This is a genomic window from Streptococcus sp. HMSC068F04 (assembly GCF_001837455.1).
GTDB classification, from domain to species: domain Bacteria; phylum Bacillota; class Bacilli; order Lactobacillales; family Streptococcaceae; genus Streptococcus; species Streptococcus salivarius_D.
On sequence record NZ_KV832501.1, the window covers coordinates 18,535 to 27,448 of the forward strand.

Sequence of the window (8,914 nt, forward strand, 5' to 3'; positions counted from 1 at the left end):
CTTAGCTTAAACAAAAAAAGTTGGAACAAAGCCAACTTTCTCTTATTTATTCAATTCTAGGGCATAACTCACACTACTCAAAGCGTAGAGAGGAGCCGTTTCCGTCCGCATAATACGCGGTCCAAGGCCAATTTTAAGGCCACCAGCTTCCTCAAAAGCATCAATCTCAGACGGAGAAATACCACCTTCTGGTCCAAAGATAAAGAGAATTTTCTGACCACTCTCTACCTGAGCCAACTCACGAGCTAGAGTAGCCAACTCGCCTGCTTTGGCTGTTTCCTCATAGGCGATAAAAATCTTATCAAAATTATCTAATTCTGATAGAAATTCTCCCTTCTTCTCGAACAATCTAACCTCTGGAACACGATTACGCTTAGATTGTTCTGCAGATCCTAGAGCAATCTTGGCAAGCTTATCTTCCTTCTTGGCAAGCTTCTTACCATCCCACTTGACCACAGACCAGTCGGCAGGGAAGGACCAAATAGCCTGAGCTCCAAGCTCTGTTGCCTTTTGTGTCACCAACTCTAGCTTATCTCCCTTTGGAAAGCCAGAGGCAATGGTTACAGATACAGGCATCTCAACATTATCATTTAAGTCTTCAATCACTTCAAAGACATGATTCTCACGGTCAGTCACACGTGCAAGACGCTTGATACCGTCTTCAAAAACCAAGACAACCTGATCATCCTCTGTTAAACGCATAACGTTAAACATATGCTTCACAGTATCCTTATCTTTGATGATTACTGGATTTTCAACTTGCCCCTTTATAAAATACTGTTGCATTTAGCCTCCGATCACACCTGAAATATCATCTGTCTTCTTGAAGACACAAGCATTCCACTCTCCCTGAACCATGTGAGTTTCTAGGAAGAAACCAGCTTTCTCAGCCGATTCACGCACCATATCCCATTTTTCAGAGATAATCCCTGACATAATCAAATAACCTTCATCCTTAACCAAACGGTAGGCATCTTCCGTCAGATGGATGAGAATATCCGCCAAAATATTAGCCACGATAACATCAGCTTCTTGAGTTACACCCTTCAAAAGATCACCTGCAGCAACGTGGATATTTTCCATGCCAGGATTCATATCAATGTTTTCCTGTGCCACTCGAACCGCCACATCATCAAGGTCATAGGCGTAGATTTCCTTAGCTCCAAGAAGAGAGCTAGCAATCGAGAGGACACCCGAACCAGTTCCCACATCAATCACCGTCTCACCACCACGAAGCACCTGTTCGAGTGCAAAAAGACTCATCTTAGTCGTTGGGTGTGTTCCGGTTCCAAAGGCCATGCCAGGATCTAGCTTGATAATCTTCTCACCTACTGATGCCTCATAATCCGTCCATGACGGTACGATAGTCAAATCGTGGGTAATGCGAGCTGGTTCATAGTACTTCTTCCAATTCTCAGCCCAGTCTTCTTCAACCAATTCTTGAGTAGCCAAGTGAATATCTCCAGTTTCAAGACCAAAATCCGTCAACTCAGCCAAACGCTCATTAACCTGCTTAGTAATAGCTTCGATATCTGCTGACTCCGGATAATAAGCCGTAATTTTAACCGTCTCAACCTGTTCAACCTCAGGATAAAGCTCACCAAAACGGTCCGCATTTTCCAAATAATCTGCACTATCATCAATAGCCACACCTTGACTACCAGATTCAATTAAAATATTCGAAGCCGCCTCTTCGACCTCACGATTAACCTCAATCGTTAGTTCTTGCCATTTGTCCATATATTTTATCAACCTATATAAGAGATTCAGTCGAAAAACTGAACCTTCCTTTCTATTTCTCTATCATTTTTTTCATGTAGACCATATCCATACCTTCTTTTTCAGGTTCGATATGGGTTTGACGATAGCCGTTTTTCTCGTAGAATGTGACCATGCCTGCATCCTGTAACACCGTACACAAATCTCATTGTGTGACAGTTGGAAATTCCATTTCTAGCAATCTCAGACCCTCAGAACCATAACCTTTCCCTTGATACTGGGGCAAAATCGCTGCCGTTCCCAACCAAGCTTCCGTTAATTCTTCATTGGTCTGAACTCGTAAAAATCCGATCTTCTCTTCGTTGTCTTTCACAAAGTAGTAATAGCTATTGGGACGCTCTACCAGTTTCCACTTGATTCGTTCGCGATCCTCTAGATAGGGATCATATTCATCTTGGTATTTGTCATAGACTGCCTTAAAACTGGCTCTTTGAATGGCAATAATCGTTTCTAAATCTTCTGCTCTGACTCTCTCAAGTGTTATCATCATTTCTTCTCCACATAATCACGTACTCGTTCCTGCAACTGGGGAATGACACCTTCTGCTTTTATAAAATCCTCTACAGGCATTAGTTTAAATTCCTGACCCTCGTCACCAAAACGAATCTCACGATACTGCTCTTGGCTAATTCGGCCAACCACAAAGACAGCTGACCTATCTTTATCCAACATACTAGGATAGATTTTCGACCAAATAATCGATTCCTCTGTCAAAGTCAAGCCCAGCTCCTCCCAGACCTCACGTTGAAGACATTCAAGAGGCGTTTCTTGACCTTCTCTTCCACCACCTGGCAATTCCCATGTATTTGGCCAAGGAATATCTGGTTTATTATCTCTGAGAATGACCAAAATACTTTGCTCTACGAGTAAGGCAGCCTTAACACCTGTAAAATCAAACTGATCTTTTAAATAAGCATCCATCCTTTTTCGCTCCCTTTAATACCTTGGATAAGCAAAAAATTCCTTCTCTTCAAGTTGAGCTTTCCCTTTTTCAAAAGCATCTTTGTCCCAAACCAAACCAAATTCCTCAGGTCCATCATCAGATAGAAAATCCATCAAGTCACTCAATCCTTCTGTCGCCACCTCATTTAGGGTCTCCGCAAAATAAGCCAAAAACTCACGAGATAGACCTTTCTTAGGTTCATACGGGATTGTCACTAGGTAGTCCTCTTCATCAAAACGTGATTTTGCTGGATTGTAAAAGAGCACGTAGTCTTCAAAAATAACATCTTCATCAGACACTTCACCCTTATCATCAATAGTCTCCACATTGCTACTGTTTTGCGCTTCTAGGATAAACGTTACTTCTACAGCGTGATTCTTTTTATCCCAGTCCATCGCGAAATCATAGTCCAGGTGCTTATCCAATTCTTCTTCTAATACTGACAAAAAGCCGAATTTAGCCATTTGTTTTCCTCGTTCTTTCTTATTATTCCCTTTATTTTAGCATAAAAGGAGCCAATAAAAAACAGAGTAGGCTGTCCCACTCTGTCCTAGTTTATTATTTAGCATTTTCAACCGCTGCTGTCACAAAGGCAGTGTAAAGTTCTTCAGCATGGTTTGGACGGCTATGGTATTCTGGGTGGTATTGCGCTGCCACAAAGAATTTCTTGTCTGGGAGTTCTACAACCTCCATCAAACGATTATCTGGTGACACACCTGAGAATACAAAGCTCTCAGCCTCAAACTGTTCACGGAACTTAGTATTAAATTCATAACGGTGACGGTGACGACGTTGAACAACTTCTTGGTTGCCATAAGCGGCAGCAGCCTTAGAACCTGGTTTCAACTTACATGGGTAAAGACCGAGACGAAGAGTACCACCCATATCTTCAATGTCAATTTGATCACGCATAATATCGATAATTGGATATTTTGTGTTTGGATCAAGCTCAGCTGAATTAGCGCCATCCAAGTTAAGGACATGACGAGCAAACTCAATACATGTCAATTGCATACCAAGACAGACACCCAACATTGGCACATCATTTTCACGCGCATAACGAATAGCTTGAATCTTTCCTTCAGTACCACGTTGACCGAAACCACCAGGCACGATGATCCCATCAGCATCAACCAAACGAGAAGCAACATTTTCGGCAGTCAAATCATTAGCATTGACCCAGTCAATATCAATGGCAGTATCATTTGCCAAACCAGAGTGTTTAAGTGCCTCAACCACTGACAAGTAAGCATCGTGAAGCTCCACATACTTACCAACAAGGGCAATCTTAGTTGTCTTCTTAAGATTAAGTACCTTATCAACCATAGCAGACCATTCTGTCATATCTGCAGCTGGAGCATCCAGTTTCAAATGATCACAAACGATTTGATCCATACCTTGAGCCTGCATATTAAGTGGAACTTGATAGATATGTTCCACGTCGAGTGATTCGATAACAGCCTCAGGTGCAACATCACAGAACTGAGCCAATTTATTCTTGATCCCTTGACCAGCAGGTTGTTCTGTACGAATAACCAACATATTTGGTTGGATACCCAAACCACGCAATTCCTTAACAGAGTGTTGCGTTGGTTTTGTCTTCATTTCACCAGCAGCCTTCAAATAAGGAAGAAGCGTTGTGTGGATATACATAACGTTGTCAGAACCAACATCAGCCTTCATTTGACGAAGTGCTTCAAGGAATGGGAGACTTTCAATATCCCCAACCGTACCACCAACTTCAGTGATAATGACATCTGAATCAGTCGTTGTTGCTGCACGCTTAATCTTGTCTTTCAAAGCATCTGTGATATGCGGAATCACCTGAACAGTCGCACCAAGATACTCCCCTTTACGTTCCTTACGCAAAACTTCGCTATAAATCTTACCAGTAGTCACGTTAGAGTATTTATTAAGATTGATATCAATAAAACGTTCGTAGTGACCAAGGTCAAGGTCAGTTTCAGCACCATCATCAGTAACATAAACTTCACCGTGTTGGTAAGGACTCATTGTCCCTGGGTCAATATTGATGTAAGGATCGAATTTTTGAATCGTAACCTTAAGACCACGATTCTTAAGCAAACGTCCAAGACTTGCAGCTACAATCCCTTTACCAATTGAAGATACCACACCACCAGTGACGAAAATATATTTTGTCATGTTAACTCCTTATAATATAATTCAAAACAACAACAGATAGTAGATTGATTACCCACTCAGATAATCACGACAGCCCTTTCCTAGTACCTGATGGGAGCGGTACAAAGTACCTCACCTTAGACAAGTCTAGTAAATGACTAAAAACAAAAATGACCCCCAAGAGTTTCACTCTGGGAGCCTTAATCATGACCTCTTCAAAAGAGGTGCCCGATAAATAGTCTAAACTATCCAAGACCATTTGTCAATGAAAACTTAGTCGTTTGACTCATCCTCATAGTCATCGTCATCATCTTCTTCTGACAACTCAACATCATCCAAATCATCATCTGGAATAATTTCATTCAACTCAGAGTCATAAGATTCCACTTCGGCTTTCTCATCATCTTCGCTATCGTCGTCATATTCAAGACTATCAGAATCAGGTGTGAAGTTTTCATCTTCTGGATCATCGTCATTATAATCGATGGCATCTTCATCACCATCCATGAAGGCATTAACTTTCTTGTTCTTACGTTTTGGTGCATTTTCATCAGTATCTTCCAATGTGATGACCTCTTCATCGATTTCATCAATTGCATACCATGAACGCAAGCCCCATTTGTTATCACCTAGTGGAATGAAACTTCCATCCGTATTCAAATCTGAATAAAAGAATGGCAAAGCATTGCGGATATCAGCATCCGATTTTTCTAAGTAATTTTGAATTTCATTGACTAAATCATTGAAATACATTTCATTATCACGACCACGTGTTTCTAAGATAGCACGGGCCACTTCAATCATTGATAATTCACTTTTTTCTTGTCCAGCAAATACGTCTAATTCCAAAGTGGTTCTCCTTCATTCTTACTCAAGCTAGTTTCCATCAGAAATAGCTCAGCAATCAATTTTTCGCTACCTTTTATTTTACGCTAAAAAGAGTCAATAGTCAAAGCATTTATAGAAGAAAAAATCAAGTCTCAACAGAAACTTGATTTTAGTCATATTATTTAACTTTTGCTGTGCTTGTGATAACTTCAACAGCTTTCTTCATAGTGATATCGTGTTTAAGCATTTCAGGTGAAAGAAGTGCAGAAACTTGTGATACTTCCATGTTGTACTCAGCTGCAAGATCATTGATTTCTTTTTGGATTTCTTCTTCTGTAGCGTCGAATCCTTCAGCAGCAGCAACAGCTTCGATAACAAGGTTAGTTTTCACACGTTTGTCAGCGTCAGCTTCATATTGTTTGTGAAGATCTTCTTGAGTTGTACCAGTGATTTGGAAGTACATTTCAGGAGAGATACCTTGACGTTGCATGTTACCCATGAATTCGTTCATAGCACGGTGAACTTCGTCTTCAACCATTTCTGCTGGCAATTCAACAATTTCAGCGTTTTCAACAGCCAAATCAAGTGCAGCACCTTCAACAGCGTCATCATATGCGATTTCTTTAGCTGCTTCAAGTTCTTTACGGTATTTAGCTTTCAACTCATCAAGAGTTTCAACTTCATCGTCAAGATCTTTAGCCAACTCATCATCAAGAGCAGGAACTTCTTTAGCTTTAACTTCGTTAACTTTAGTAACAAATACAGCAGCTTTACCTGCAAGGTCAGCAGCTTGATAGTCTTCTGGGAAAGTTACTTTAACTTCTACTTCATCACCAGCTTTTGCTCCAACCAATTGGTCTTCGAATCCTGGGATAAATTGACCTGAACCAAGTTCAAGAGAGTGGTTTTCACCTTTACCACCGTCAAATTCAACACCATCTACTGAACCAACAAAGTCGATAACAACAGTGTCGCCATTTTCAGCTGCACCTTCTTTAACGACCAATTCAGCCAAGTTTTTGCGTTCGTTTTCAAGCTTAGCATCAACTTCTTCATCAGTAACTTCTTTAGAAGCCTCAACTGAAACTTCAAGATCTTTATATGCACCAAGTTTTACTTCAGGTTTTGTAACAACTTCTGCAGTAAGTGTCCAATCTTGACCTTTTTCAATTGATTTTACATCAATTTTTGGTTGTGCAACAACATCAAGACCAAGTTCAGCAATCGCTGCTTCATAAGCTGCTGGAAGAATTGCATTCAAAGCATCGTCGTAAAGAGCTTCTTCACCAAATTTTTGGTTAAATACGGCACGAGGCATGTGTCCTTTACGGAAGCCTGGAGCGTTCAAATTCTTTTTAACCTTGTTAAACGCTTGATCCAAAGCTGGTTGAATTTTATCTTGACCGATAGTGAATGTCACCACACCACGGTTAGTGGCTGTGTTTTCAAATGATACAGACATGTAGTCATTCTCCTTAAAATTTTTTATAGATACAGTTTAGTTTACCATATTTCAAAGCCTTTTAAAAGTTTTTTTCTCCAATTTAATCACAAGAAAATCGTTAGGAACTGCTACTTTTTCAAATTTTTGATAAACTAAAGCTATGAATATTTTACAAAGATACATCCAACAATTTAATTTTGAAGAGACCCTAATGGTACTCATTACAAAAGGGATTAAGCTCCTCATTCTTCTCATAATCTTTCTTCTTAGTAAGAAGATTATCAACTTCCTTTTTAAACATACAGTCGGACGCTCTCTAGCTTGGACAATTCAAACACCTGCTCGACAAAAAACCATTGAACGTTTACTACACAATTGCATGAACTACGTGCTATACTTTTTCCTTGTTTACTGGCTTCTTAGTATCCTTGGGGTTCCAGTATCTAGCCTCCTTGCTGGTGCAGGACTTGCTGGAGTTGCTCTTGGTCTAGGAGCTCAAGGCTTCCTATCAGATGTCGTTAATGGTTTTTTCATCTTGTTAGAAAACCAATTTGAAGTCGGTGACTCAGTTGAAGTAGGACCCGTTACAGGCCTTATTTCAACCGTAGGTATTCGAACTACTCAAATTCGAGGATTTGATGGGACCCTCCATTTTATACCTAACAGAAATATCACAATTGTATCCAACAAATCTCGAGGAGACATGAGAGCTCAAATTGATATCCCAGTCTATCCATCAACCGATATCAATAAGGTGACCAGCATCATCCAAGAAGTAAATCAAGAAAACATTGAAAACTATCCTCAAATCAGTGGAGCACCTAATATTATTGGATTAAGCACAACTCCTTCTGGACAACTGGTATTTCGTATTGACATCTTTACACAAAATGGACAACAAACTCATATCTATGCAGACTTCTTAAAACTTTACCAAGAAGCCCTAATTAAAGAAAGTATTGAACTTCCAAGATTCATTGGAAACCCTATAGCAGTAAAATAAATTCATCACATTAAAAACACTTCAAAAGATAGATAAGATAAATCTACTTTCGAAGTGTTTTTTCTATGACTTATACACAATAATACTAGTCCAGTTCTATATCGAGAATTAATCATCTTCATTGTAAGGATCAAAATCAACCATCCAAACTTTTAACTCTCGAATCATCTTTTTTCGACCTCTAAAACACTCCCCAGCTAGCAAACGGTCTAACTTAGTAGCATCTTCCGAAGACAACTGATTACGGAAAGCATTAAGCTGCTCATCATAAACAAGCCTATCAACAGCATCTAACTCTTTATTCGGAAGACAAAAAGCAATATCTGAAATTTCGATATAACATTGTCGATTAGCTTGTCGTTTTACAGACTCCTGCCTTCTAACCTCATCATTAAGTCTATTCCTAAATTTCGTTTTAAAATAACGCCGTAGCTTATCATCATCAGACTTTAATTCAGGAAACTTTTCTAAAAGCTGATAAAGCGTCATCATAGCCTCTTGCTCCATATCAGCTTGGTCCCAAAGTTGGATGAAATATTGTCTACTAGCCTTAAGTACAATCGGCCTTACAACTTCATATGCGTGAACAAAAATTTCTTGTTCCATTCAACCTCCTATTAATAGATATAATTTTTGTAATTAAATTAATTACGAAACCTATTATAAGAGATAGATAAGAAATAAAATAGCGACATTTATGTCACTATAAAACTGATAAAAACAGTCAAAACCACCCGTGAGAACAGGTGGCTTGCTCTTCGGCTGAAAGCCTCTG

At 39.5% G+C, this 8,914-nt stretch carries 9 protein-coding genes and 1 pseudogene; 1 reads left to right on the forward strand and 9 read right to left on the reverse strand.

Going from position 1 to position 8,914, the window contains the following annotated elements:
• Positions 1-42 precede the first annotated feature (42 nt).
• The 8 genes and pseudogenes from HMPREF2571_RS06005 to tig form a co-directional block, all read right to left on the reverse strand.
• Complete coding sequence (locus HMPREF2571_RS06005) at positions 43-786, reverse strand: 16S rRNA (uracil(1498)-N(3))-methyltransferase (RefSeq protein WP_013989961.1); 744 nt, start codon at positions 784-786, stop codon at positions 43-45.
• Positions 787-1,740: a 50S ribosomal protein L11 methyltransferase gene (gene prmA, locus HMPREF2571_RS06010; RefSeq protein ID WP_013989960.1), complete on the reverse strand. Its 954-nt coding sequence runs from the start codon at positions 1,738-1,740 to the stop codon at positions 787-789.
• Between the two features lie 52 nt (positions 1,741-1,792).
• A pseudogene (locus tag HMPREF2571_RS06015) lies at positions 1,793-2,266 on the reverse strand (N-acetyltransferase family protein).
• Positions 2,266-2,700 carry an NUDIX hydrolase gene (locus tag HMPREF2571_RS06020; protein ID WP_013989958.1) on the reverse strand — a complete coding sequence of 145 codons (435 nt, stop codon included), beginning with the start codon at positions 2,698-2,700 and terminating at the stop codon, positions 2,266-2,268. The pseudogene HMPREF2571_RS06015 and the gene HMPREF2571_RS06020 overlap by 1 nt, the downstream one beginning before the upstream one ends.
• Positions 2,701-2,715: 15 nt before the next feature.
• On the reverse strand, positions 2,716-3,186 hold the full coding sequence (locus HMPREF2571_RS06025; RefSeq protein ID WP_013989957.1) for a DUF3013 family protein: 471 nt from the start codon (positions 3,184-3,186) through the stop codon (positions 2,716-2,718).
• Between the two features lie 94 nt (positions 3,187-3,280).
• Positions 3,281-4,885, reverse strand: a complete 1,605-nt coding sequence (locus tag HMPREF2571_RS06030; RefSeq protein WP_070847435.1) for a CTP synthase — start codon at positions 4,883-4,885, stop codon at positions 3,281-3,283.
• A 252-nt stretch (positions 4,886-5,137) separates the two neighbouring features.
• Entirely contained in the window at positions 5,138-5,713 is a 576-nt protein-coding gene (gene rpoE / locus HMPREF2571_RS06035; protein ID WP_002885605.1) for a DNA-directed RNA polymerase subunit delta, read from the reverse strand.
• A gap of 157 nt (positions 5,714-5,870) precedes the next feature.
• A complete protein-coding gene (gene tig, locus HMPREF2571_RS06040; RefSeq protein WP_013989955.1) occupies positions 5,871-7,154 on the reverse strand; it encodes a trigger factor in 1,284 nt (427 codons plus the stop codon).
• Positions 7,155-7,296: 142 nt separating this feature from the next.
• On the opposite strand from tig, the gene HMPREF2571_RS06045 reads away from it, so the two are divergent.
• Positions 7,297-8,139, forward strand: coding sequence for a mechanosensitive ion channel family protein (locus tag HMPREF2571_RS06045; RefSeq protein WP_041817181.1), 843 nt, complete (start codon positions 7,297-7,299; stop codon positions 8,137-8,139).
• A 108-nt stretch (positions 8,140-8,247) separates the two neighbouring features.
• Here the strand turns inward: HMPREF2571_RS06045 and HMPREF2571_RS06050 are convergent, their stop codons facing one another.
• Positions 8,248-8,745 (reverse strand): sigma-70 RNA polymerase sigma factor region 4 domain-containing protein, encoded by a 498-nt coding sequence (locus HMPREF2571_RS06050; RefSeq protein WP_013989953.1) that lies wholly within the window; start codon positions 8,743-8,745, stop codon positions 8,248-8,250.
• Positions 8,746-8,914 lie beyond the last annotated feature (169 nt).